This is a genomic window from Rhizobium laguerreae, assembly GCF_019778565.1.
Taxonomy (GTDB): Bacteria; Pseudomonadota; Alphaproteobacteria; order Rhizobiales; family Rhizobiaceae; genus Rhizobium; species Rhizobium laguerreae.
The window spans coordinates 114394-138598 of the sequence record NZ_JAAXQT010000007.1 but is presented as its reverse complement, the minus strand read 5'-3'; the positions used below and the strand labels follow the sequence as shown (position 1 = coordinate 138598).

General features: G+C 62.1%; 24 protein-coding genes. 11 read left to right on the top strand and 13 right to left on the bottom strand.

Annotation, left to right across the window (positions count from 1 at the left end; translation table 11 throughout):
- Positions 1–171: 171 nt before the first annotated feature.
- Positions 172–648, bottom strand: a complete 477-nt coding sequence (locus HFO71_RS21630; RefSeq protein WP_025397104.1) for an Lrp/AsnC family transcriptional regulator — start codon at positions 646–648, stop codon at positions 172–174.
- A 230-nt stretch (positions 649–878) separates the two neighbouring features.
- Between HFO71_RS21630 and HFO71_RS21625 the strand changes: the two genes are divergently transcribed.
- A complete protein-coding gene (locus HFO71_RS21625) occupies positions 879–2204 on the top strand; it encodes an NAD(P)/FAD-dependent oxidoreductase (RefSeq protein WP_077976828.1) in 1326 nt (441 codons plus the stop codon).
- A gap of 110 nt (positions 2205–2314) precedes the next feature.
- On the opposite strand, the gene HFO71_RS21620 is transcribed toward HFO71_RS21625, so the two are convergent.
- Genes HFO71_RS21620 through HFO71_RS21605 form a run of 4 tightly spaced genes read right to left on the bottom strand, consistent with a single transcriptional unit; the run spans position 2315 to position 6939 of the window.
- Positions 2315–3166 carry an alpha/beta hydrolase gene (locus HFO71_RS21620; RefSeq protein WP_131661121.1) on the bottom strand — a complete coding sequence of 284 codons (852 nt, stop codon included), beginning with the start codon at positions 3164–3166 and terminating at the stop codon, positions 2315–2317.
- Between the two features lie 11 nt (positions 3167–3177).
- Positions 3178–4665, bottom strand: coding sequence for an NAD-dependent succinate-semialdehyde dehydrogenase (locus tag HFO71_RS21615; RefSeq protein WP_077977045.1), 1488 nt, complete (start codon positions 4663–4665; stop codon positions 3178–3180).
- A gap of 13 nt (positions 4666–4678) precedes the next feature.
- Positions 4679–5908 (bottom strand): iron-containing alcohol dehydrogenase, encoded by a 1230-nt coding sequence (locus HFO71_RS21610; RefSeq protein ID WP_077976826.1) that lies wholly within the window; start codon positions 5906–5908, stop codon positions 4679–4681.
- A complete protein-coding gene (locus tag HFO71_RS21605; protein ID WP_077976825.1) occupies positions 5905–6939 on the bottom strand; it encodes an Ldh family oxidoreductase in 1035 nt (344 codons plus the stop codon). The genes HFO71_RS21610 and HFO71_RS21605 overlap by 4 nt, the downstream gene beginning before the upstream one ends.
- Before the next feature lie 96 nt (positions 6940–7035).
- Between HFO71_RS21605 and HFO71_RS21600 the strand changes: the two genes are divergently transcribed.
- Positions 7036–7734 (top strand): GntR family transcriptional regulator, encoded by a 699-nt coding sequence (locus HFO71_RS21600; protein ID WP_027664640.1) that lies wholly within the window; start codon positions 7036–7038, stop codon positions 7732–7734.
- A 55-nt stretch (positions 7735–7789) separates the two neighbouring features.
- Entirely contained in the window at positions 7790–8383 is a 594-nt protein-coding gene (locus HFO71_RS21595) for a DJ-1/PfpI family protein (RefSeq protein WP_025397097.1), read from the top strand.
- 69 nt (positions 8384–8452) lie between these two features.
- On the opposite strand, the gene HFO71_RS21590 is transcribed toward HFO71_RS21595, so the two are convergent.
- From HFO71_RS21590 to HFO71_RS21575, 4 genes are read right to left on the bottom strand one after another with little or no spacing between them, the layout of a single operon-like run.
- Positions 8453–9643: a M24 family metallopeptidase gene (locus tag HFO71_RS21590; RefSeq protein ID WP_131661122.1), complete on the bottom strand. Its 1191-nt coding sequence runs from the start codon at positions 9641–9643 to the stop codon at positions 8453–8455.
- 32 nt (positions 9644–9675) lie between these two features.
- The gene (locus HFO71_RS21585) at positions 9676–10089 is read right to left on the bottom strand and encodes a cupin domain-containing protein (RefSeq protein ID WP_131661123.1); all 414 of its coding nucleotides are present in this window, start codon (positions 10087–10089) and stop codon (positions 9676–9678) included.
- Between the two features lie 26 nt (positions 10090–10115).
- Positions 10116–10958, bottom strand: coding sequence for a phosphoenolpyruvate hydrolase family protein (locus HFO71_RS21580; protein ID WP_131641348.1), 843 nt, complete (start codon positions 10956–10958; stop codon positions 10116–10118).
- A gap of 11 nt (positions 10959–10969) precedes the next feature.
- Positions 10970–12166, bottom strand: a complete 1197-nt coding sequence (locus HFO71_RS21575) for a Tm-1-like ATP-binding domain-containing protein (protein WP_077976822.1) — start codon at positions 12164–12166, stop codon at positions 10970–10972.
- A gap of 100 nt (positions 12167–12266) precedes the next feature.
- Here HFO71_RS21575 and HFO71_RS21570 point away from each other — a divergent pair, with 100 nt between their 5' ends.
- The 7 genes from HFO71_RS21570 to HFO71_RS21540 all read left to right on the top strand — a co-directional run bounded on the left by HFO71_RS21570 (position 12267) and on the right by HFO71_RS21540 (position 18977).
- Positions 12267–12905: a TetR/AcrR family transcriptional regulator gene (locus tag HFO71_RS21570; protein ID WP_077976821.1), complete on the top strand. Its 639-nt coding sequence runs from the start codon at positions 12267–12269 to the stop codon at positions 12903–12905.
- Positions 12906–13260: 355 nt separating this feature from the next.
- Positions 13261–14571, top strand: a complete 1311-nt coding sequence (locus tag HFO71_RS21565; protein ID WP_017956805.1) for an ABC transporter substrate-binding protein — start codon at positions 13261–13263, stop codon at positions 14569–14571.
- A 157-nt stretch (positions 14572–14728) separates the two neighbouring features.
- Positions 14729–15634, top strand: a complete 906-nt coding sequence (locus HFO71_RS21560; protein ID WP_077976820.1) for a carbohydrate ABC transporter permease — start codon at positions 14729–14731, stop codon at positions 15632–15634.
- Between the two features lies 1 nt (position 15635).
- Positions 15636–16595 (top strand): carbohydrate ABC transporter permease, encoded by a 960-nt coding sequence (locus HFO71_RS21555; protein WP_077976819.1) that lies wholly within the window; start codon positions 15636–15638, stop codon positions 16593–16595.
- Positions 16592–16795 carry a hypothetical protein gene (locus tag HFO71_RS21550; RefSeq protein ID WP_077976818.1) on the top strand — a complete coding sequence of 68 codons (204 nt, stop codon included), beginning with the start codon at positions 16592–16594 and terminating at the stop codon, positions 16793–16795. Before HFO71_RS21555 ends, HFO71_RS21550 begins: the two co-directional genes overlap by 4 nt.
- Positions 16792–17901 (top strand): ABC transporter ATP-binding protein, encoded by a 1110-nt coding sequence (locus HFO71_RS21545; protein WP_077976817.1) that lies wholly within the window; start codon positions 16792–16794, stop codon positions 17899–17901. The genes HFO71_RS21550 and HFO71_RS21545 overlap by 4 nt, the downstream gene beginning before the upstream one ends.
- Entirely contained in the window at positions 17901–18977 is a 1077-nt protein-coding gene (locus tag HFO71_RS21540) for an ABC transporter ATP-binding protein (RefSeq protein WP_018072902.1), read from the top strand. The genes HFO71_RS21545 and HFO71_RS21540 overlap by 1 nt, the downstream gene beginning before the upstream one ends.
- Positions 18978–19056: 79 nt before the next feature.
- Here HFO71_RS21540 and HFO71_RS21535 read toward each other — a convergent pair whose 3' ends face one another.
- The 4 genes from HFO71_RS21535 to HFO71_RS21520 are packed head-to-tail and all read right to left on the bottom strand — an operon-like array spanning position 19057 to position 22864.
- Positions 19057–20031: an NAD(P)-dependent oxidoreductase gene (locus tag HFO71_RS21535; protein ID WP_221988408.1), complete on the bottom strand. Its 975-nt coding sequence runs from the start codon at positions 20029–20031 to the stop codon at positions 19057–19059.
- A 21-nt stretch (positions 20032–20052) separates the two neighbouring features.
- Positions 20053–20745 (bottom strand): FadR/GntR family transcriptional regulator, encoded by a 693-nt coding sequence (locus tag HFO71_RS21530; RefSeq protein WP_131662633.1) that lies wholly within the window; start codon positions 20743–20745, stop codon positions 20053–20055.
- A 2-nt stretch (positions 20746–20747) separates the two neighbouring features.
- The gene (locus tag HFO71_RS21525; RefSeq protein WP_077977044.1) at positions 20748–21917 is read right to left on the bottom strand and encodes a mandelate racemase/muconate lactonizing enzyme family protein; all 1170 of its coding nucleotides are present in this window, start codon (positions 21915–21917) and stop codon (positions 20748–20750) included.
- Between the two features lie 59 nt (positions 21918–21976).
- The gene (locus tag HFO71_RS21520) at positions 21977–22864 is read right to left on the bottom strand and encodes a sugar phosphate isomerase/epimerase family protein (RefSeq protein ID WP_077976813.1); all 888 of its coding nucleotides are present in this window, start codon (positions 22862–22864) and stop codon (positions 21977–21979) included.
- Between the two features lie 344 nt (positions 22865–23208).
- Between HFO71_RS21520 and HFO71_RS21515 the strand changes: the two genes are divergently transcribed.
- Positions 23209–24060, top strand: a complete 852-nt coding sequence (locus tag HFO71_RS21515; RefSeq protein ID WP_077977043.1) for a sugar phosphate isomerase/epimerase family protein — start codon at positions 23209–23211, stop codon at positions 24058–24060.
- Positions 24061–24205: the final 145 nt, after the last annotated feature.

Sequence of the window (24205 nt, the reverse complement as noted above, 5' to 3'; positions counted from 1 at the left end):
GCAAGTGGCAGCGAACATGGCTTTGGAAGGTAAGGCCGGAATTTTGTCGCAAGTCCTTCCAACCAGTAGAAGCTTATAGTTGTAGGGAGAACAATCTGCGACAGAGACCACCCGTATCCGCGCAGGACTGGTGAGAGACTCAAAAACCTCTACGCACTTGCTGGAGTAGCTCTAATGCGGAAACAAGGTGGTCAGCGGCATATGGGCCTTGATGATCGGCGATTTCAGGACGACGAAGCTGAAATATTTGTCGATGCCGACGTCCAGGTCAGTCAGCCGCTCCATGATCGTCTGGTATTCGTCGATCCCGGCGGTGACGAATTTCAGCAGATAATCGTATCCGCCGGAGACCAGATGGCATTCGATCACCTGGTCGACTTTTTCGATCGCCGCCAGGAAGCGGGCGAAATCGATCTGCCGATGGTTTTTCAGGGTGATCTCAGTGAATACAGTCAGCGTCTGCCCCAGTTTACTGACGTTGATCTGAGCCGAATAACCTTCGATGTAGCCCTCCGACTGCAGCTTCTTCACCCGCATCAGGCAGGGGCTCGGCGACAGATTGACCAGTTCGGCGAGTTCCACATTCGTGACGCGGCCATTCTTCTGCAGTTCGTAAAGGATTTTTACGTCGATCCGGTCGAGTTTCATCTTACACGCCCTCACTTGCTGGAATCGCCAATGACGCAGCAGATTATGCTGCTTGTTCCCGACGCCAACCTTAGCACATGACGTAGACCTGTCGATCGCGTTGCGAGACAGGCCGAAGCACAAACGGCTCTGGCATCCTCCCAACGCGGAATCTTCTGCTGCCACCAACCCATCTCCGGCAAAGCCGTGGCGTCGGATCCGCTACACTACGCTAAAACGGAGACTCTCCCATGCCCGCACCTCTCAATCGCGTCGACACCACGCCGGAACTGCCTTCCACCGCTGATGTCGTGGTCATCGGCGGCGGCATCGTCGGCGTTTTTGCAGCCTATTATCTCACTCGGCGCGGATTGAAGGTGGCCCTGGTCGAGAAGGGCCTGATCGGCGCCGAGCAATCGAGCCGCAACTGGGGCTGGTGCCGCCAGCAGAATCGCGATGCCCGTGAACTGCCGATGTCGACGAAGAGCCTCGATCTGTGGGAGCGTTTCGCCACTGAGACCGGTGAGGACACCGGGTTCCGTCGTTGCGGTCTTTTCTATCTCAGCAATAGCGACGCCGAACTGTCCGGCTGGGCGCGCTGGCGCGATTTCGCCCGCTCGGTCGGCGTCACGACGCATATGCTGAGCAGCACGGAGGCAACCGAACGCGGGCATGCCACCGGCACCTCTTGGAAAGGCGGGGTCTTTTCGCCGACCGACGGGACCGCCGATCCGGCAAGCGCTGCGCCCGCCGTCGCGCGTGCGATCCTGAAGCTCGGCGGCACGGTGCATCAATCCTGTACTGCCCGCGGCCTCGACGTCGAAGGCGGCAGGCTTTCGGGCGTCGTCACCGAGCATGGTACGATCCGGACAAAGATCGCGATCCTCGCCGGTGGCGCCTGGGCCTCCTCCTTCTGCCGCCAGCTCGGCATTCGATTTCCGCAAGCCTCGATACGCTCCTCGATCCTCTCCGTATCTCCAGGCGCAAGCGGCCTGCCGGATGCCTTGCATACATCAGCCGTTTCGGTGACACGTCGCGGCGATGGTGGCTACACGCTGGCGATCAGCGGCCGCGGCCGCGTCGATCCGACGCCGCAACAGCTCCGCTACGCCCGGCAGTTCCTGCCGATGTTCGCCCGGCGCTGGCGCAGTCTCGCACCCGGCGGGTTGGAAGGGTTTCGCTCCGGCCACGAATCTCTGGCCCGCTGGCGGCTCGACAGGCCGACACCGATGGAGCGCATGCGCATCCTCGATCCGACCGTCGACGAGGCCACCATTGCGCTTACGCATGCGCGGGCGCTCGAGCTTCTACCCGCCTTGAAGAAAACCGCCATCAGCGCGGCCTGGGCAGGCTATATCGACAGCACGCCTGACGGCGTGCCGGGGATCGGCGAGATCGCCACCCTCCCGGGTTTCATCGTCGCTGCCGGCTTCAGCGGGCACGGCTTCGGCATCGGGCCGGGCGCCGGTCATCTGATTGCCGATATCGTCACAGGCGATGAGCCGATCGTTGATCCCAGGCCCTACCACCCCGACCGCTTCGGTGGATCCGCCTGGGGCAAAGTGGCTGATTTCTAGGGAGCAGTCGGCCTTTGCGCAATGTCGGCAACACGGATCGGCACGGCTTGGTACCGGTCACAGGAGCTGAGCATCACGTTTCGATTGCCACGATCACGACAAATCGGCGATCAGAGGAAGACTGATCGCTTCGGTTCCTCGCCGGCATCATTGGCAATCAAGGCGCGCAATGCTGCCGCCACAGGTGTGCCGGCGACGGCGAGATCGCGTACCGTGCTCATGTGATTGCCGTCTGCGACCTGCGATGCCCGCACGTCAAGCCCTTGGTCGGCAAGAATGTCCCTGAACGCATTTGCCTGAATTTTGAACGGACTAGTTTCCTGTTCGCCGGTCATGATAGCGACACGCGTTGCAGCATCGTGCTCGTGACGCATGGGCGTAAACCGTCGCACCTCCTCGTCGCTCAAGGCAATCTCGTCGCGCAGGAAAGACCTCTGCAGGGGTTCGAGATCGTATAGCCCGCCAAGCAGGAAAGCAGCACCTACGCCCGAAGGCGCTGGCGAGCGATGGAAGAGAAAGGTTGCAAGATGTGCACCGGCGGAGTGGCCGCTGACGGAAAACCGCTTTGACGTGGCGCCAAAACGATCGGCATGGGCCAGCAGGAATGCCTTGGCTTTCAGGACCTGACCAACCAGGACGTCCATTCTCGCCGTGGGCATCAAGGAGTAATCGACGATAGCTGCGACCGCGCCAGCGCCGGTAATGGTCTCAGCGACGCAGGAGTAGTCCTCCTTGGAGAACATCCGCCAATAGCCGCCATGGATGAACATGTGGATCGGCAAGTCCGAGCCGGCGCTATCTGGCAGGAAGATGTCGAGCGTCTCGCCAGGTCCAGCCCCGTAGGCGATGTTGGCCTCCATGGCGAGAGTGCGCCGCGTTGCAAGGCTGCGAGCTCGGATATCGCCAACGATCGCGTCGAAATCTGCGACATGGTCACGAATGCGGAACGGATCGGCGGCCACAGGTTCCTCCCTCAGAAGCTTGTGGCAATGTACTTGGCTTCCATGAACTCCGCGATACCGTGATGCTGCCCTCCTTCACGTCCGAGGCCGCTTTGTTTCACACCGCCAAAGGGGGCCGCGGGATCGGAGACCAGTCCACGATTGAGCGCAATCATGCCGGCCTCGATCTTGGAGGCGACGCGCATGCCGCGGCCAATGTCGCGGGTATAGATGTAGGCGGCGAGGCCATATTCCGTATCGTTGGCGGCAGCGATGACCTCTGCCTCGCTCTCGAAACGGTAGAGCGGCGCCACGGGACCGAAAATCTCCTCGCAGCCCATGTCGGAGGCCGGGGAAACATCGACAAGCACCGTCGGCGGATAAAAAAAGCCGCGGCCTGCCAATGATCGTCCGCCGCAGAGGACACGCGCTCCCCGCGAAATGGCGTCGGTAACAAGGCGCTCGATCTTCTCCACCGCCTTGCGCGTGATCATCGGACCACATTCGGTATCCGGATCCACACCCGGGCCGACCCTGAGGGCGGCCATGCGTCTGGTGAATTTTTCCGCGAAGACATCGTGAATACCGGATTGGACATAAATGCGGTTTGCAGCCGTGCAGGCCTCACCCGCATTGCGCATTTTCGCGACCATCAGACCCTCGATCGCCGCGTCAATGTCCGCATCGTCGAAAACGACGAATGGCGCGTTGCCGCCGAGTTCCATGGAGCAGGAGATGACATTTTTTGCCGCTTCCGCCAGAAGCGTGCGGCCGACGCCGGTCGAACCTGTGAAGGAGAGTTTTCGCACGCGCGGGTCGTCCAGCATGGCGGTGATGACAGGGCCCGGCGTCGATGTTGTCATCACGTTCACGACGCCCGGCGGCACGCCAGCCTCCTCGTAGAGAGCCGCAAGCGCATAGGCCGTCAGCGGCGTCTCGCTCGCCGGCTTCAGGATGACGGTGCAGCCTGCGGCAAGGGCAGGCGCGATCTTGCGGGTCGCCATCGCAGCCGGGAAATTCCACGGTGTGATGAGAACGCAGACGCCGATCGGCTGGTAATCGACGACGATGCGGTTTCCGCCGGCCGGGGCAAGGCCGAACTCACCAGAGATCCGCACCGCCTCCTCGGCGTTCCAACGAAAGAACTCCGCCGCATAGGCCACCTCGCCGCGCGCGTCGCGCAACGCCTTCCCGTTCTCGAGCGAAATGAGCCTGGCAAGCGTTTCGGAGCGCTCCACCATAAGTTCGAAGCAGCGGCGCAGGATCTCGGAACGCTTTCTCGGCGGCATCTCGCGCCAGCCTTCCGCCGCACTTGCCGCAGCATCCACTGCCGCCGCCGCATCCGCGACCGTGGCATCGGGCACAGAGGCAATGACCGCCTCGGTCGAGGGATCGATCACCTCGATCCGTCCCTCGCCCGCCGCAGGCCGCCAGGCGCCGCCAATATAGAGGCCGTCGGAGAACGTGCTGAGCCCAAAGGGATCGTGGTCTGGATGCGAAGAATGCTGGTTGACGTTCATGATGATTTCCAAGTCAGAGGGCGGAAGCGGCCAGATCGCCGTCATAGGCGGCGCGCACCAAGCCACGCATGGCGGCCGCATCGAAGGAGCGGGGATTATTCTTGATCAGCCGGCCGATGCCGAGCGCCTGCTCTGCGGCCCAGTCGATCCGGTCTTCCGGCAGGCCGAGCCCGGCAAGTGTCGGCGCGATGCCGATCGCGGCGAAGAGACGGCTCACCTCGCCGATCGCGGCATCGGCAACCGTTTCGTCGTCCTCCACTCCGGTGGGATCAAGGCCGAGCGCCCTGCCGACAGTGGCGAATTCCGCCGTAGCGACGCGGCGATTATAGGTCATGACATAGGGCAGCATGGTCGCAACCCCGAGGCCGTGCGGCGTATGGGTCAAGGCACCAACCGGATATTGCACGGCATGGGCCGCAGCGGTGCCCGCCGTTCCGAAGGCGCAGCCGGCAGCGAGCGCGCCCATCATCACATCGGCGCGCGCATCGATGTCGGCACCGTCGACGAAGGCCTTTTCCAGGCTCCGGCTGAGGAGCCGGATGGCATGCAGCGCGAACTGGTCGGAGAGATCGCTCTTTCCGATGAAGACATGCCGCTGCGCGAGTTCAGGATCGCCGGGGCGGCGCATGGCCGTGAAGGCTTCGATGGCATGCGTCAACGCATCCGCACCGGCAATCGCCGTGAGCCCAGGCGGGCAGGATAAGGTCAGTTCCGGGTCGCAGATCGCCGCTGCGGCGATGAGATATGGGCTGGAAATGCCAACCTTCAGGATACGATCGGGATCGGAAACTACCGCAACCGGCGTCACCTCGGAGCCGGTCCCTGCCGTCGTCGGCACGGCGATGACCGGCAGGACGGGCGCCGGCACCTTGAACTCACCGTAATAATCGGCGAGCGCGCCTCCGTGAGCGAGCAGGAGCGAAGCGCATTTGGCCATGTCGAGACAGCTGCCTCCACCGATGCCGATCACCATATCAGGCTCAAAGCCGCGCGCGGCTTCAACGCAAACCGCGACCGTATCTTGCGGCACGTCCGGCAGCGTGCGGTCATGCACCAGGACGACGATGCCGGCCGCTTCAAGCGCGGCGATCATTTCCGCGAAGACGGGTGTTGCGGCAAAACGCGCATCCGTGCAGACGAGTGCGCGCCGGCCGGTCCTGCTGGCGACGCTCGCGAGCGCGTGGCGCTGGCCGACGCCGAACAGGATTTCCCGCGGCAACCTCAGGGCGGCAAACAGGCTCATGATCTTTGTCCCTCGAAGGCCAGAATGCGCGGGCGCGAAAGCGCATTGAGGTCTTCCCAGAGGCGCTGGTCGATCTCGAGCCCATTGCGGCTTGCCGCCGCTCGCCGCCCGCGGGCACGATCGCCCGGAACGAGAACCGGTTCGCCGGCGCTGGCGGGTGGTGAAGCGCGCACGGCATCGAGATAGGTCGACAGCCGCTCCTGCAGTCCCGGCGCCAGACTGGGTTCGATCAAGATGAAGACGTCGCCTTTGTTGCACGGCGACTGGCTGTCGAGCGTGCCGCGCGCATCCGGCGCGAGCGCCGAGCCGGCAAGAGCTGCCACCAGCAGCTCCAAAGCAATGCCGAGGCCGTAGCCCTTCGCGTCGCCAAAGGGCGCAATCGCGCCGGCCTTCGCACGCCCCGGATCGGTCGTCGGATTGCCGGCCGCATCGCGCGCCCATCCCTCGGGAATGGGCCTCCCGGTCGCCGCGTGATGATGAATCCTGCCCATCGGCACGAGGCTGGTGGCCAGGTCGAGCACGAGCGGTTCCTCGGCGGTTGGCACGGCGATGGCGATGGGGTTGGTGCCGAGCATCGCGCGGGTGCCGCCGAAGGGATGGACCAGCGCCTCGCTCGACGAGAGCGCGATGCCGACGAAGCCCAGTGCGGCGATGGCCTCCACATAATGCGCGAGCATGCCGAGATGGTTGGCATTGCGCACGGCGACAAGACCGATACCGAGATCCGGAATGTGAGGCGCCAGCCGCTCGATCGCGGCCATGGCGACGACGGGGCCAAACCCCGACGACCCCTCCACCTCCAGCACCGCATCCGCGCGCCAGCGCTGCGTGCCCTTCGTCTGCGGGTCAATGACCCCACGCTCGATCCGTTCGACCAGCCGCGGAAGCCGGTACAGGCCATGCGAGGGGTGCCCCTTCATCTCCGCCGTTACCAGGACACGAGCCTGCAGCGCCGCATGGTCACGCGGTGCGCCATGCTCTTCCAGCAGGCGGGTGGCAAGTGCAAGCGCTGAGGCTTCGGATATGCGCATGATTTTTCCTCCCTATATTAAATCGTATAGGATATAGGATTGTCTTGGCCGCAGCATCGTGCTAGCGATTGAACCTGTCAAGAGGCAAGGCAGCAGATGATTTCGACGAGACCGAAGGAACCCTCGACGGGCACAACCCAGATACCGCGCGCCAACAGCCTGGCGGGCGACGTCTATGAGGCAATCTTTAATCAGCTCATGTCGCTGAAGATCGCACCGGGGGCACGCATCACGGTCGACAACCTGGTGAGGGAATTTAACGTCTCACACACCCCTATCCGCGAAGCCCTCGGCCGGCTCGAAGGCGAAGGCCTCGTCGTCAAGCAGCATCTGGTCGGCTATCGTGCCGCGCCGCAAATCACGCGCCACCGCTTCGACGAACTCTATGAACTGCGCCTGCTGCTGGAACCTGCCGGCGCTGCGAAGGCGGCCGAGGCGATGAACGACGAAAAGCTGGCCATTCTGACGGAGGCCGCCGGCGTGATGACACGCAGCGACAACAGGGACGAACGAGCGAACTATTCGGCCTTCGCCCGCAAGGATGCTATTTTCCATGACCGCATCATGGAGTTTGCCGGCAACGAGTTGATCCGCGAGATGCTGACCTTCCAGCACACGCATTTCCATATCTTCCGCCTGATGTTTCATCGCCGTGTCACCGAGGAGGCACTCGGCGAGCATCAGACGCTGCTTGATGCCTTCGCGGCGCGCGACCCCGGCGCGGCTGCGAACGCAATGCGCATCCATATCGAACATTCGCGCGACCGGCTGTTACCGGCCTTCGACGAAATCTGAGCAACCCGGCAGGCAAGGTCGTGCCTGCCCGATCTGACAATGAGGAGGAGAAACCATGCCAGGCAAGAAAATCCTGATGCTCACCGGCGATTTCACCGAGGAGTACGAAATCTTCGTCTTTCAGCAGGCGATGGAGGCGGTCGGTCACACGGTGCATATCGTGTGCCCGGATAAGAAGGCCGGCGACATCCTCAGAACGTCGCTGCACGATTTCGAGGGAGACCAGACCTACACCGAAAAACTCGGGCACAACGTCACCATCAACAAGACGTTTTCCGAGGCCGAGAGCCAGCTCGATCAGTATCACGCCGTCTACTGCGCCGGCGGGCGCGGACCGGAATATATCCGCACCGACAAGCGGGTGCAGGCAATGGTGCGTCATTTCCACGAGCAGAAGAAGCCGATCTTCACCATCTGCCACGGGGTCCAGATCCTGATCGCGGTCGACGGTGTCGTTCGCGGCAAGAAGGTTGGTGCACTTGGGGCCTGCGAACCGGAGGTCACCCTGGCGGGCGGAACCTATATCGACCTGTCGCCAACCGAAGCCTATGTCGATGGCACGATGGTTTCGGCCAAGGGCTGGACGGCGCTCGCCGCCTTTATGCGCGAATGCCTGAAGGTGCTGGGAACAGAGATCCACCACAGCTGAGACGACGGCACCAAGCAACGAAAGGCCCGGCAGGTGACATCTGCCGGGCCTTTTGCAATGGGCCTGCAATCACGCTCCGCCGCGGTTCCAGCCGCGGCCACGGTCGCCGAACATTTCATAGCCGCCATCAGTGATGGCAAGCGTATCCTCCAGCTTGATGAATCCGCGCTTCGGGTGAAGCATCGTCGTCTCGACCGAGATCACGCTCCCGGCTTCCAGCGGTTTGTCGGCATCGATGCCATCATAGGTGACGGGGTGGTTCGTCATGAGGAATGGCGCTTCGTGGGCGATGACGCCCATGCCATGGCAGAAGAAGTCGGTGAAGGCCGCCGACGGCGAGGCCTTGAGCTCGGCCTCCGCTGCCACAATCATCTCCCTGCCCGCAGCCCCTGCCCTGACCTTGGCGAAGGCCGCTTGCTGGATACATTCCACTTCGGCCAGAAGGTCCTCCAGCTCCGCATCCGGCTCGCCGAGCACACCCATGCGGCAGAGGTCACCAATATATCCGTGATAGTTGCCGCCGGAATCGATCGACAGGATCTCGCCCTCGGCCCAGGCCTGAGGCGAGCCCGCGCGGTTGTGGCTGGAGCCGAGCGTCAGGAGGCAATATTCGAAGTGCAGGCCGCGGTTCGTTTCTTCCCGGCGCAGCTGCTCGATGATCTCCATCTTTGTCGAGCCGGCGCGGGCCGCCGCGATCGTCGCCAGCATAGAGTCGGTGATCAGTTCGGAGGCGCGTCTCAGCTTTGCCAGTTCATCCGGCGTCTTGACGGCCCTTAGCCGCTCCAACACATGCGTGGCATCGACAAATCGAGCGCCATCCAACCGCGAGGCGAGCAGGTCGCGGGCGTCGGAGGGCAGGAAGGCTGGCTCGATGCCGATGCGCCCACCGGTCTTGCCGATTTTCTTCAAGTGCTCGACGGCGAGCCCGGCGGCATCCTGCGTGCCCCAGCTCGCCGTATGCACGGCGGGCGTCCAGAATGGATTGTTCTGGTGCTCCGCGCCCTCCATGCGGTTGCCCACATAGGCGGAGTGATCGGGCGCGCCTTTCTCATAAATCACCATCGGCAGGTAGCGGCTATGCCCGATCGCATCCATGGCGGCGAAGAAGATGAACTTATAGCCGCCCATGAGATATTGCGTGTTGTGTTTGGAGGTGGCGACGATGACGTCGATACCGGCTTCCTCCATGAGACGGTCGAGCTTGGCCGTATCGAACGGCGTCACGGCGGTCTGCCTTGTTTGCCCTGCATTGTCGTTCATTGTCTTTCCTCCCAGAAAATGGATGCGCCCCCTCAGAAGCCCGGCGGCAGCAGGCGGAAGTCCGGCAAATCGCGTAGCGCAAGCTCCGGCCCGCCCGGTGAGTAGACCACGAAAAGGAGCATCTTCCCGCCGCCAGTGTTCTTCGTCGAATGAAAGCGACTTTCCGGAATATAGATCGTGCAGCCGGTGGCGACCTTCTGCGTGATCGGATTACCATTTTCGTCCTCGACCATCTGCTCGCCCTCGCCGGAAATCACAAAAATGATTTCCTCCGCGCCCGGGTGATTGTGGCGGGAATGGCCCTCGCCGCTTGGCAGCTCGACCACGCCGCCGGAAAAGCGGTTGGCGCCGTTGACCTCGGGCGCCACAGTCAGCGACAGCTTGCCCCAGTCGAAGCCGAAGGCGCTCACATCCTCAGGATAGATGAAGTACTTGTTCTTTACCATGAAACGGCCTCCTCCATGCCCTTCCTTTAGACGGCCGCGCCGATGGCGAGCGCCTTGAAATCTTCCGTCTGCTTGCGAATTGCCGCCTCCGCCGGCAGGCGCTCCATCGAGCTTGCGCCATAAAAGCCGTGGCAGCCAGGGCAGCGTTCGAGAATGTAGCGCGCATCCGCCGGCATGGAGATCGGGCCGCCGTGGCAGAGCACGATGACGTTGTCACGCACCGAATGTGCCGCCTTGGCGATCGCGGCGATCTCCTCGACGCAGTCATCGAGGGACTTGCCGGATGTGGCGCCGATCGTGCCGCCGGTCGTCACTCCCATATGCGCCACGACGATGTCAGCGCCGGCGGTCGTCATGGCGATAGCCTCGCTCTCGTTGAAGACATAGGGCGTCGTCAGCAGGTCGAGCCCGTGGGCGGTGGCGATCATCTCGACCTCCAGATTGTAGCTCATGCCCGTTTCCTCGAAACTCTGCCGCATCCGGCCATCGAAGAGGCCTATTGTGGGGAAGTTCTGTACGCCGGAAAAGCCCATTGCCTTGAGGTCGGCGAGGAAGCGCGGCATCAGCACGAAGGGGTCCGTGCCATTGACGCCAGCAAGCACCGGCGTCTTTTTCACGACAGGCAACACTTCAAGCGCCATGTCCTTGACGATCTCGTTGGCATTGCCATAGGCGAGCAGTCCGGCCGCCGAACCGCGGCCCGCCATGCGGTATCGCCCGGAATTGTAGATAATGATGAGGTCGATACCGCCTGCCTCCTCGGCCTTGGCGGAGATGCCGGTGCCGGCACCGCCGCCGACGATCGGCACGCCGGCTGCGATCATGCCGTGAAATTTTTCGAGGATGGTGCTGCGCGGTATGACTGGCATCGATTTGTCTCTCAGGGGTTGGCGATGTCACGATAGGCCGCGACGGCGGCCTCGGCGAAATCTGGATCGTTGATATGGAGCGGCAGGCGAATAATACGTCGCGACACCGTCGGCTTCACCGTCGCCTCGAGCGCGGCGAAAAGCGCGGCGTCGGCTTGCGGATCGAAGAACGGACCGTCTTCGATGTCGAGGGCCGAAACGCCCTTTTCGGGAATGAGAAGGCGTACGGGGCCGTGGCAGAGATTGAGCTTGTCGCCGATCCAGCGGCCGATCTGCGCGCATTCGGCCGACGTCGTGCGCATCAAGGTGACGTTCGGGTTGTGCCGGTAAAACAGCCGGCCGGTATAACGCTCCGGGACAGTCTCCGGCGCCCAGAAGTTCACCATATCGAGCGCACCGACCGAGCCGACATAGGGCAGGCCTTTGCGAGCAATGGCGCCGAAACGGTCCGAGGTGGCGGGCAAGACGCCGCCGAACAGCAGGTCGCAGACCTCGGTCGTCGTGATGTCGAGCACGCCAGAGATGAGTTCGCTGTCGGCAAGCTTCTCCATCGCACGCCCGCCCGTGCCTGTCGCGTGGAAGACCAGGCAGTCATAGTCCGCTCGGAGGCGCTCAACTATGGCGGATACGGCAGGTGTCGTAACGCCGAACATGGTAAGCCCGAGGGCTGGTTTGGATGCAGTCACCTCAGCCGGCCGGCGGGCCATGGCGGTGATCGCCTGGGCGGCGTTGTGAAGGATGACGCGGCTCAGCCGGTTCAGGCCCGCCATGTCCGTGACCGAGGGCATCATCAAGATGTCCGAAACATCGACAAAGGGAGCCACATCGCCGGATGCGAGCGTCGAGACCATGATCTTTGGCAGACCGAGCGGCAATTGGCGCATGCCTGCGGTAATGATCGAAGTGCCCCCGCCTCCACCGATACCGATGACGCCGGCGATGTCCTGGCGCTCCACGAGGAAGCGCGCGAAGGCAATGCCCATCGCCTCGACCGCCGTTCCGCGGTCGCCGCTGGCAAGAACGGCTCCAGCCCCGTCCGGATGGCACGCCGCCACTGCTTCGGCCCTCACATCGACGGAGGTTTGAGGCTCGCGGATGCCGACGTCGACACGGACGACAGCCCCGCCCGCCGCTTTGATGCAAGCGGCCAGATAAGCAAGCTCCTCGCCCTTCGTGTCAGCCGTGCCGACCACGTAGATCTGCTTCATTTCCCCTCCGAGACCGGTTGGGTTTCCTCCCGGCATATCCCACGTCCGGGGCAAAGCGATAGGCCCTTGCAAATTTGTGAGACGTGCGTATCATAAAGACATGGATGTCTCACGTCAACAGAACGAAACAGCCAGGACCGAGCGAGGCCCGCGTGCCCGAACGCGAAAACTGATGCTCGAAACGGCAACGCGGCTCATGCAGTCCGGCATCACTCCGTCGGTAAGTGAAGTCGCCGAGGCTGCCGAAGTCTCGCGCGCGACGGCCTACCGTTACTTTCCGAGCCAGGCCGCGCTCGTGCATGCCGTGGTGGATGAGGCTCTGGGGCCGATACTCAGCTGGTCGTCGGACAGTCCGGATGCACGCACCCGCGTTGCCGACCTCTTGGCGACCGCAATGCCGCGCATCGATGAGTTCGAAGCCACCTTCAAGGCGGCGCTGAAACTTTCGCTGGACCAGTGGGCGCAGCGCCAGGCCGGCACGCTCGGCAACGAGCCGCTATTCACGCGCGGCCACCGGGTCGATCTGCTCAAGTGCGTGACGGCTCCCCTGCAGGGCACCGTGCCGCCCGAATCCCGGGAACGCCTTGCGCAGGCGCTTTCGCTTGTCTTCGGCGTCGAGGTGCTGATCGTGTTGAAGGATATCTGGGGCCTGACCTCCGAAAGCGCGCAGTCTGTTGCCGAATGGGCCGCCAGGGCGCTTGTTGATACAGCGTTACGGCAGGCGGAGAGCAAAGCATGACGTGGGGAACCTTCAAATTAATCCAACAATTGGTTGGACCAGATGAAGCAAATGTGGTCGGGATTGGCGAGCAGGAACGTGAGTTTGCCTGACAAGACCGCGCGAGCGGAGCCGCAATTGTGGGAAGGTATCCAGAAGTCTGGAAGATGAACCTTTGCTAAATGCTCTCCGAGGCTCACTCTTGACGATATTGGCGTTTGGTACTACCAGATTAGGGAATAACATTCAGGCTTGAGATCTGAAACGCGCCAGGGTCGGGGAGGACCCCAGCACGAAAATCACCCAGGAGGATCGGGAAGCCGGATCGGGAGGCCCGCGATGACGCGGGAAGCGTGCATAAATGGGAGGAAATGTTATGCGCAAAACTATGGCCGGTCTCTTTGCCGGTGTCGGATTGATGTGGGCCTGCGGAACATCCGCACAGGCCCAGGAACTGACGATTTTCTGGGCCGAGTGGGACCCGGCAAATTACCTTCAGGAACTGGCGAACGAATATGAGGCTGAAACCGGCGTAAAGGTCACGGTCGAGACCACACCATGGGCCGACTTCCAGACCAAGGCATTCACCGAGTTCAACGCCAAGGGTTCAGCCTATGACATGGTCGTCGGCGACAGTCAGTGGATCGGGGCGGCGTCAGAAGCTGGCCATTACGTCGATCTGACCGACTTCTTCACCAAGCACAATCTGACCCAGGTGATGGCTCCGGCAACTGTGAAATACTACGCCGAATATCCGTCGAACTCGAAAAAGTATTGGTCAGTTCCGGCCGAAGGCGACGCCGTCGGCTGGTCCTACCGCAAGGACTGGTTCGAAGATCCCAAGGAGATGGAGGCGTTCAAGGCCAAATACGGCTACGACCTCGCCCCGCCGAAGACATGGGCCGAGATGCGCGACATCGCCGAGTTCTTCCACCGTCCAGACCAGAAGCGCTACGGAATCGCCATCTACACCGACAATTCTTATGACGGTCTCGTCATGGGTGTCGAGAACGCGATCTTCTCCTTTGGAGGCGAACTCGGCGACTACCAGAGCTACAAGGTCGACGGCATCATCAATTCCGAGAAGAACGTCAAGGCGCTCGAATTGTATCGCGAGCTCTACGGCTTTACGCCTCCGGGCTGGGCCAAATCCTTCTTCGTCGAGAACAATCAGGCGATCACCGAGAACCTGGCGGCGATGAGCATGAACTACTTCGCCTTCTTCCCGGCCCTGGTGAACGAGGCGTCCAACCCGAACGCCAAGGTTACCGGCTTCTTTGCCAATCCGGCGGGGCCGAACGGCGAACAATTCGCAGCGCTCGGCGGCCAAGGCATATCGGTCATCTCCTACTCAAAAAACCAGGAAGAGGCGATGAAATTCCTCGAATGGTTCATCAAGGACGAGACCCAGAAGCGCTGGGCCGAACTCGGCGGCTACACAGCAAGCGCCAAGGTGCTTGAATCGCCGGAATTTCAGAACGCGACACCCTATAACAAGGCCTTCTACGAGACCATGTTCAAGGTGAAGGACTTCTGGGCAACGCCTGAATATGCCGAACTGCTGATCCAGATGAACCAGCGCATTTATCCCTTCGTCACCGCCGGGCAAGGCACGGCGAAGGAAGTGCTCGACTCTCTGGCAGCGGACTGGAACGCGACGTTCAAGAAATACGGACGCAATAAATAGCAAACGCGATCAGCGGAGGGGCTCCGTCGCCCCTCCGTTTGCATTCTGCATCTCGCGCCCAAAGGCGCGGTTCGAGAGGGCGCGGCGCCCGGAATTCACTTCGCGCATCGTGATGCCTTTTCCGGCATCCGGCGCCGACTCTCGGAGGAGGAGAGGATTGGCAACCGCAGTCATGACATCGCTAGACACGAAATCGCGTGCCGCATCCCACGGCATGAGCGACATCCGCATTCGCAATCTCTTCATTATCCCGACGATCCTGTTTCTGATCATCTTCAACATCTTTCCGCTGATCTATTCGCTCGGCTATTCGTTCACGGACTTTCGCGCCTCGACGAACGCGCCGGCCAACTTCGTCGGCCTGCAGAACTACCGCGAATTGCTGAACGATCCTTTCATCTGGTCGAATTTCGCCATCACCGCGAAATATGTGATCGTCTCTGTGACGGGGCAGGTGATCGTCGGCTTCGGCACCGCGATGCTGCTCAACCGTGACATTCCGCTGAAGGGTCTTCTGACGACGCTGCTGCTGCTGCCGATGATGCTGTCGATGGCCGTCGTCGGCCTCTTCTGGAAGCTGCTCTACGACCCGTCCTTCGGCATCATCAACTACGCGCTCGGCCTCGGCTCCTTCGAGTGGCTGTCGAATCCGGACATGGCTCTCTATGCGGTCGCAATCACGGACATCTGGATGTGGTCGCCCTTCGTGATGCTGCTGTCGCTTGCCGGCCTTTCGGCCGTGCCAAAACATCTCTACGAGGCAGCGGCGATCGACCGGGCGGGACCGTTCTATACCTTCTTCCGCATCACGCTGCCGCTGGTGGCGCCGATCCTGATGATCGCAATCATCTTCCGTACGATGGAGGCCTTCAAGACCTTTGACCTCGCCTACATTCTGACCAGCCAACCGACGACCGAGGTGATCTCCATCCGGCTCTACAAGATGGCCTTCCAGGAATGGCAGACGGGGCGTTCCTGCGCACTCGCCTACATCGTGCTCATCATGGTTCTTGCGATCACCAACATCTACGTCAAGTACCTCAACAAAGTGAAGGAGCGCTGAGATGGCTGCCGTGCAAACCCGCTCCGAACGCGCGCTGAACCGGGTGGCGATCGCCGCCGTACTGGTCATCACGCTGATCTTCCTGGCGCCGATCTACTGGATCACCTCGACGGCCTTCAAGCCGCGCAATCTCGCTACCACCATTCCGCCGACGGTGCTCTTCGAGCCGGAACTCTCGCCTTTCGTGAAGCTCTTCACCAAGCGCTCGCAACTGCGCGGGGCGCCAACCGCTGAAGAATATGCCGCCGCCCCCTGGTGGGAGCGGATGGTGTTCGACGGCGGCGAGAAGATCGTTCGCTCCGGCCGCGGCGAGGTGCAGCCCTCCGGCTATCCGAACCGCTTCATGAACTCGCTGATCGTCGCCATCACGTCCACGGTGCTGGCCGTCGGCATGGGAACCTTCACAGCCTACGGTTTCTCGCGCTTCAAAGTGAAGGGGGAGGCAGACCTTCTCTTCTTCATCCTGTCGACGCGCATGCTGCCGCCCGTCGTCGTGGCGATCCCGATGTTCCTCATGTACCGCGTCGTCGGCCTCAACGACACGCATTGGGGCCTCATCATACTCTACACTGCCTTCAACCTTTCCTTCTCCGTTTGGTTGATGAAGGGCTTCATCGACGAGATCCCGAAGGAATACGAGGAGGCCGCGCTCGTCGACGGATACACGCGGATGGAGGCCTTTTTCAAGATCGTCATCCCGGAAGCGGCCACCGGCATCGCCGCAACCGCGGTCTTCTGCTTCATCACGGCCTGGAATGAATATGCATTTGCGCTGATCATGACGAACCGGCGTGCGCAAACGGCTCCACCCTTCATTCCGAGCCAGGTCGGCTCAGGCCTGCCGGATTGGACGGTGATTGCCGCCGGCACGTTCCTGTTCCTGCTACCGGTCGCCATCTTCACCTTCCTGCTCAGGAACCATCTCCTGCGCGGCATGAGCTTCGGAGCGATCCGCAAATGACCTTTCGCGCCTTCAACCAGAAATATCTCGAACCCGGTTCGCAGTATCTCATGATCTTGGGCATCGTCGCGCTCTGCCAGCCCTGGAACCTGTTTCTGCACCGCTATGGCATGACGATGACGCTCGTCGGATTGATCGCCTTCATGGTGGCGACCAAAATCCCCCGCGACGCGCAACCAGACGAAGGCAACCATTTATGACGCAGATCGAACTTCGCGGGATTCAGAAATATTTCGGTGCCGTCCAGGTCATCAAAGACCTTAATCTCGCCATCGCCGACAATGAATTCATTGTGCTGCTTGGACAATCGGGCTGCGGAAAGACGACGACATTACGCGCCGTCGCGGGGTTGGAGACGATCGACGAAGGCGACATTCTGATCGACGGGCAGCCGGTGCAGCATATCAAGGCATCAGACAGGGATATCGCCATGGTATTCCAATCCTTCTCGCTTTATCCGCACATGACGGTCTACGAGAACATCGCCTTCCCGCTCCGCGCGACCCGGATGAGCCGTGCCGATGTCGATGCGTCGGTCCGCGATATCGCCGGTGTGCTGCGCATCACCGGTCTCCTGGCCCGCAAGCCCTCGGCGCTGTCAGGCGGCGACATGCAGCGCGTCGCGATCGGCCGCGCGCTGGTGCGACGGCCAAAGGCCATGCTGATGGATGAGCCGATCGGTGCGCTCGACGCGAAGCTGCGCGAGGAAATGCGGGCGGAAATCAAGCGTCTGCATATCAAGCAGGGTTCAACCACCATCTACGTGACGCATGACCAGGTGGAGGCGATGTCGCTCGCCGACCGCATCGTCATCATGCACGAGGGCATCCTCCAGCAGGTGGGCACGCCGGAAGAGGTTTACGCGCAACCCGCCAACACGTTCGTCGCCCAGTTCGTCGGAAGCCCGGTCATGAACATGGCGCCGGCGATCATCAGCGCAACGGGCAGCCATACCAGCGTACAGGTCGGCGACGGGACGACGGGCTTCGAGTTCCCCGCCGTGCTGGCGAACCGCCTCTCCGACGCAAGGGCCGAGAACGGCAAGCTGACACTCGGGGTCCGGCCTGAGGGCGTGCTCGTTTCACGGGAGGCCCGCGAGGGCTTCATGCCGGTCGAGGCGCATATCATCGAGCCTCTCGGCTCGCACGACATCGTGGACCTGAAGGTTGGTCACCAGATGATCAGGGCACGCACAAAGAGCGGTTTCGTGCCTGGTCCCGGCGAAGCCGTCTGGGCACGCATCGACCCCGCCCAGGCACATTTCTTCAACACCGCGACCGGCTCGTCGCTGGGGATCAGACTCTGATGGCGCATATCGAACTCAAGGGCATCACCAAGACCTTCGGCAGCCACACGGCGCTGAAAAACTTGAACATCGACATTGCTGACGGCGAGTTCTTCGTGCTGCTCGGGCAGACCGGCGCCGGCAAGACGACTACGCTGCGCCTGATCGCCGGTCTCGAGAAGCCGACCGCAGGCCAGATCTTCATCGACGGGCAGGACGTCGCCGACTGGGGTGCCGCCGAGCGCGATGTGGCTCTGGTGCTCCAGCAATACTCGCTTTACCCGCGCTATACGGTGCGGGAGAACCTGGAATTTCCATTGAAATCCCGTATCCGTCGCGTTGAGCCCGGAGAAATCAAGGAGCGCGTCGACCGCGTTGCGAAGACCCTGCGCATCGAGCATCTGCTCGACCGCAAGACGGACCGACTGTCGGGAGGCGAGATGCAGCGCGTATCGATCGGCCGGGCCATCGTGCGCAAGCCGCGGGTCTTCCTGATGGACGAACCCCTTTCGGCGCTCGACGCCAAGCTTCGCGAAGCACTTCGCACCGAGCTGAAAAACCTGCAGATGAACCTCGGCGCGACCTTCCTCTTCGTCACTCACGACCAGATAGAGGCCATGTCGATGGGCGACAAGATCGGCGTCCTGAACAATGGTCAACTGGTGCAGACGGGTACGCCGCAGGAGATCTACCGAAACCCGGTCAACACCTTCGTCGCGCGCGCGGTCGGTTCGCCGCCGATGAACCTGATTGCCGGCACGCTTGCCGGTGGCGAGGCAGTGGCCAGCGAGGGCTACCGGCTGCCCCTCGGCAACGGACACGGGATCGCGACAGACGGTCGCCCGCTCACCTTCGGCATCCGTCCCGAGGACATTTTCCTCGATAGTGGCGCGCCCGGCGAAGCACGGGTCCACGACGTGGAAAACCATGGTGTCGAAAAGATCGTGACGCTACGCACCGGCGAGAAGTTCATCCACGCGACCGTGCCGACACAGACGGCGCTTCGGATCGAGGATGAGGTTCGCTTTTCGTGGAATCCGGAAAAGGTCGTGCTGTTTGACGCCGGAAGCGGTGTAAGCTTGCGGCACGCGGGCTGACCTCAACGGTCCGAAAGATGCCAGCGGTCTCGGCGGCACGGCAGGGGCAGCCAGCGTTTCGAGTTGTCGCGACGGGGCGCTATGCGGGAAAGCGCCGGCGGTAGTGTTCTACCACTTCGGGATTGCGCAAATTGACGGGCAAGTCGCCCTTGATGACGCGCAGGGCTTCGCTCGCCGCGCCCGTTCCCATGCGCATCATGCTCTCTTCCGTCAGGCCAGCCAGATGCGGCGTGACGATGACATTGTCAAAGCCGAAATAGGGATGATCGAGCGGCAGCGGCTGCGTTGCGAAGACGTCGAGCGCGGCTCCGCCGATGCGACCATCGCGCAGCGCCTCGATCAACGCCGCATCATCGATCACCGGCCCGCGCGAGACGTTGACCAGAATGGCCGCGGGCTTCATGCGCCCGATGCGACCGGCATCGAGCAAGCCAGTGGTCTCCGGCGTCAGCGGACAACAGAGCACCACGATATCGGCCGTCGCCATAAGCTCATTGATCGCCAGGAAACGCACGCCGTCCGGCACGTTTTCCGGCGACCGGCTCGTGGCGACCACCTCCAGACCGAAGCCGTACTTCGCGATCTTGAAAATCGCCTTGCCGACATTGCCCATACCGACGATGCCCATGGTGCGGCCGGCGAGGTCGACGGCCGTGTCCGACTGGGCGCGGCCCGCCGCCCAGCCGCTCTGACGCAGTTCGCGGTCCATCAGCCGGAAGCGCCGAAGCAGGGCCAGTGTCACGAGGAAGACGTGCTCGGCGACAGTCGAAGCATTGGCGCCCGGGACATTGGCGACAAGCACGCCGGCGCGGGTCGCCGCATCCATCGGCACCATGTCGAGCCCGGCGCCATGGCGGATCGCCGCGCGAAGCGCCGGCGCATCCTCGAAGAAGGCCGGCGGGATCGGCGCGCGTACGACGACGATGCCCGCGCCGCGGCCTTCTCGCAGCAACGTTTCGGGATCGGGCGCGGAAGCGACGCGCAGATCACCCGCAGCCTCAAGCATGGACCTGGCCGCAGGGTGCAGGGGATGTGTGGAAAAGATGAAGCTCATCGGCCCTCCCGCCGGTTGCGCCTATTCGGCTGCCGTCGCTGGACCGCCGATGAGACCCTTCCAATAGCTTTCCGCACCTTGAAGATGCGCGCTCATCAGCGCCTGGGCGAGATTGCCGTCTCGGGCAAGCAGCGCCTCGTAGATGCGGATATGTTCCTCATGCGAGCGCCGGCTGCGGGCGGGATCGGCAAAATAGATCGGCAGGCGGTGCTCGCCCATGACGTAATAGACGCTGCACACCCGATGGAAGACGCTATTCTTGGTGGCCCGGACGATCTCCAAATGGAAATCCCGGTCCTCACGCGCCAGCCCCTCGCCGGCGGCAAGCTTCGCCTCGGACGCGCCGAGGATATCGCGCAAGTGCTGGTAATTCTCCTCCGTCGCCCGATCGCAGGCGAGCTCCGCCGCCTTGATCTCATGGATCTTGCGAAGCTCCACGGTCTCATAGATCAGGATGGGATCAAGCGGCACGCCGGCGCGGGCAAAAAGCGCCATTGCCTCCACGCTCGCCTCTGTGGTCGTCAGATAGATCCCCGACTTGGCCCGGCGCTCGACGATGCGCATTGCCTCCAGAATGGCCAGTGCCTCTCGAACCTGGCCCCGGCTGACGCCGAAATGCTCGGCAAGCTCTCGCTCCGAAGGCGTACGGCCGTTGCCGCTCGAGTTCGAAAAAAGATGGGCCGCGAGATCGGAGAGGAGGGAGTTTTCTTTCATCGTCACTGTCTTTGCGCGTGAGTCTCCAGGACCCGCTGATTGATCGTGAAGCCCAGGCCAGGCCTGTCCGGGATCTCTATCATACCGTCTTTCACCGACACAGTGTCCTCGACTAGATCATGGATCATCGGATTGGCGCCGAGCGAATATTCGATGATGAAGCTTGCCGGGGAGGCCGCGCACAAGTGCAGGCCGGAAAAGAAGCAGGGCGCACCGGCCCAGAGATGCGGCGCGAAACGGAGATTGAAGGCGCTGGCGAGCGAACTGATGCGCATCGCCTCCGTAATGCCGCCGCAGAAGGCAGGGTCCGGTTGGAATATGTCGGCGGCCCGAAGCATGGCAAGATCTCGGAAGGCAAAACGCGTCGCCTCGCTCTCGCCGGCAGCGATCGGCACGTTCCCAGCCGCGCGCACCTCCGCCATGCCCGGCTTGTCATCGGCAATCACCGGCTCCTCGAACCAGGCGAGGTCGCAATCGGCAACCATCTGGATGAAGCGCTTGGCATCGGCAACAGTATACGTCCCGTGCGCATCGACCATCAGGTCGACGTTAGGCCCGACCGCTTTGCGAGCCGCCCGCACGCGCGATGCCGAGACATGCAGCGCACGATCCATCGCGCCGACGCGCATCTTGACTGACTTGAAACCGCCGGCCGCGATATAGGACCGGAGTTGATCGCCGATCCGCTCCGCACTCTCCCAACCGCCCGAGGCATAGGCGGGCAACCTGTCGGCCTTGCGGCCACCCAGCAGCTTCCAGACGGGAACGCCGAGCGACTTGCCGAGAATGTCCCAGAGCGCTATGTCGACCGCGCTGATCGCCGCGACGGAAAGGCCGCGACGCGCGATCTCGGGCATGGCGTGACCCGAACGCGCCGCCGTCTCGTGGCGTACGCCGTTGTAAAGCATCTCCCATATGGTGGAGATATCGGCAGGATCGCGGCCGATGAGCTTCGGCCCCACCTCGTGGTTGATCATGTGGACCAGCGTGCCGTAGGTGCCCGCACTGCCCGCGGCATTTTTACCCTCTCCCCAGCCCACGATACCGTCGTCCGTTTCGATCCGCAGGATAGCGCTATCGAAGGTCGTCAGTCGGCCGAAGTCGCTGCGGTGTTGACGGCTGGCCTCGATGGGAATTTTGATCCACCAGGCCTCTACGGTCTTGATGCGCATGTCTCGGATCCCCTGCCCCTCACGGCCCGCGAGCCGCATGGCATATGTCTTTCCGTTCGTTACTTGATCAGCGGCAGGATCGTCTCGGCAGTGATCCGCATCTGATCGTCGTAGAACTTCTCAGTGAGAAGGCTCGAGCCGTGGTCCTGGATGAATTTCAGCTGCTCCGGGGGAATATCGACGGGGTTGCGCTCGACCATGTCCGGATATTTGGCGGCGGGCGTCCGGTCGACCGGAGCGACGAATTCGTTGGTGACGGCGCCGTCGTAACCAATCTCCTTCAGCGTGCCGATGATCTTTGGCCAGTCGAGATGGCCGAGGCCGGCGGCAAAACGATTGTTATCGGCGACGTGGAAATCGAACAGGCGCTTTCCCGCGAGCCGGATCGCTTCATACATGTCTTCCTCCTCGATGTTCAGGTGGAAGGCATCCAGGCACACCCCGCATTCGGGGCTGACGGCATCGGCGAGCGCCAGCGCTTGGGCGGCACGGTTGAAGAAATAGGTCTCGAAACGGTTGAGCGGCTCGACGGCAATGCGCACACCCCTCTTCTGCGCATGGGCAAAACACTCCTTGGTAGCGTCCACCACCCATGTCCACTCTTCCTCCTCGGTCCCATCCGGCACCACCTTGCCGACGGTGGCCGGCACCAGGGTGACGATCTCGCCATCGAGTTCGCTGACCATGGTGATGACGCTCTTGACATAGTCCACCGACTTGGCGCGCTGGCCTTCATCCCTGGCGGCAAGATTTCGCTCGCCGAGCGTCAGCGTAACGGCGCCCCAGCAGCGGATGCCATGCTCCTTCAGCAGCGCACGCGTCTCCTTGACGTCGTACTGTGCCGGTTCGCCGGATATCTCGATGCTCTCGTAGCCATATTTCTTGATGCGCTTCAACGTGACGGCGAGCGGTTCCGCCCGCATCCAGTTGTGTGTGGAAAGATGCATGAGGTTCCTCCTAGGCTGTTGCGGCCACGCTCGACAGCCGCTTGGCATCGAAACGTCACCTTATCGCTGGCCAATCCCGTTGCTGCTGCAATCTGGTTTGGCCAATTCTCGTTGTCTGAAAGATCTAACCCAATTCCCGAGCCTCTGCAAGACGGCCTTGAAACACCGATACATCCGGCGCATTCGGTTGTTTATTGCGACATTTCACCGCTTATGCACGGAATCCTGGCTCCAAGCGGCGAGCACCGCAGCTTGACCTGATGCGCAAATTTGGTATGACCAGATCTGAGGATGTTGATCGGCTTAAGCCGCCGCGCAATGGCCGCAAGGCGAAGGGGGGAGAGATGAAGATCGGGATGTGCATGTTCCTCTGGACGACAGCTGTCGGCAGCAAACACGAGGCATTGTTGCGCGATATCAAGGCCACGGGGTTTGATGGTGTCGAGATCCCGATCTTTTCGGGCGCACCCGACGACTACCGGCGGCTGGGGGCCTTGCTCGACCGGATCGGCCTAGAACGGACCGCCGTTTCCGCTATGGGCGACCCGCAGATGAACCTGATCGCCCCCGACGCCGCGACCCGCAAGCGCGGCATCGACTTCGTGAAATGGGCCATCGACTGCAGCGATGCGCTTGGGGCGACGATGCTGAGCGGGCCGCTGCATTCGACGCTCGGCAAATTTTCCGGAAGCGGGCCGAGCGCGGCGGAACTCAAGCGCTCGGTTTCCTCGCAACGCGCGATCGGCGATCATGCAGCAAAGCACGGCGTCACGATCGGGCTTGAGGCGCTCAACCGCTTCGAATGCTACCTGTTCAACACGATGGACGACCTTGGGGCCCATATCGACGCGGTCGGACACCCGAATATCCGCGCCATGTACGACACCTTCCACAGCAATATTGAAGAGGCCGATCCCATCGGCGCCTTCACACGAAACAGTGACCGCATCGTGCATGTCCACATTTCTGAGAACGACCGCGGCGTACCAGGGCGTGGCAACATTCCCTGGGCCGAGACGTTCAAGGCACTACGCGCGAGCGGCTACGACGGGTGGCTGACAATCGAGGCCTTCGGTCGGGCGCTCAAGGAACTCGCCGCCGCCACAAAGGTCTGGCGCGACTTTTCCGAGACACCGGAAGCGGTCTACCGCGAAGGCTACCGCCATATCCGCAATGGATGGCGCGCGGCGGCATGACCACAACCGATCTGCTCTTCAAGAGATTTGACCCGTGGCAACACATCGCCGCGCAGTTGGTCAATTCGATCAATGAAAGGCCGGACACCCAAAATCAAGACGTGGCAAGCCTGGATGGCTCCGAAACCGAACCGCGTCCGTCAAT